Origin of the sequence: Micromonospora sp. DT227, assembly GCF_049841835.1 — a bacterium.
Classification (GTDB): domain Bacteria; phylum Actinomycetota; class Actinomycetes; order Mycobacteriales; family Micromonosporaceae; genus Micromonospora.
Genome location: NZ_JBNCLA010000090.1, coordinates 1 through 259 on the forward strand (window position 1 = coordinate 1; position 259 = coordinate 259).

The following is a 259-nucleotide window of genomic DNA, read 5'->3' on the forward strand; positions in this document are numbered from 1 at the left end:
ATCCGTTGGCGCGGGTGGCGTTGGTGAACATGTACGGCATCACCGAGACCACCGTCCACACCACCTACCACCGGCTGGTCGACGCGGACCTGACTCCCGGCCCGCGCAACCCGATCGGCTACCCGCTCGGTGACCTCAGGGTCTATCTGCTGGACACGCTGGGCCGCCCGGTACCGGTCGGGGTCACCGGTGAGATCTGTGTGGCGGGTCCGGGGGTGGCGCGTGGGTATCTGGGTCGGCCGGGTCTGACGGCGCAGCG

The 259-nt window shown here is 69.9% G+C and carries 1 protein-coding gene; it reads left to right on the forward strand.

The annotated features are described in order from the left end of the window. The coding region (locus ACLQ2W_RS34025) for an AMP-binding protein (RefSeq protein WP_425792018.1) at nucleotides 1–259 on the forward strand (259 nt) is incomplete at both ends.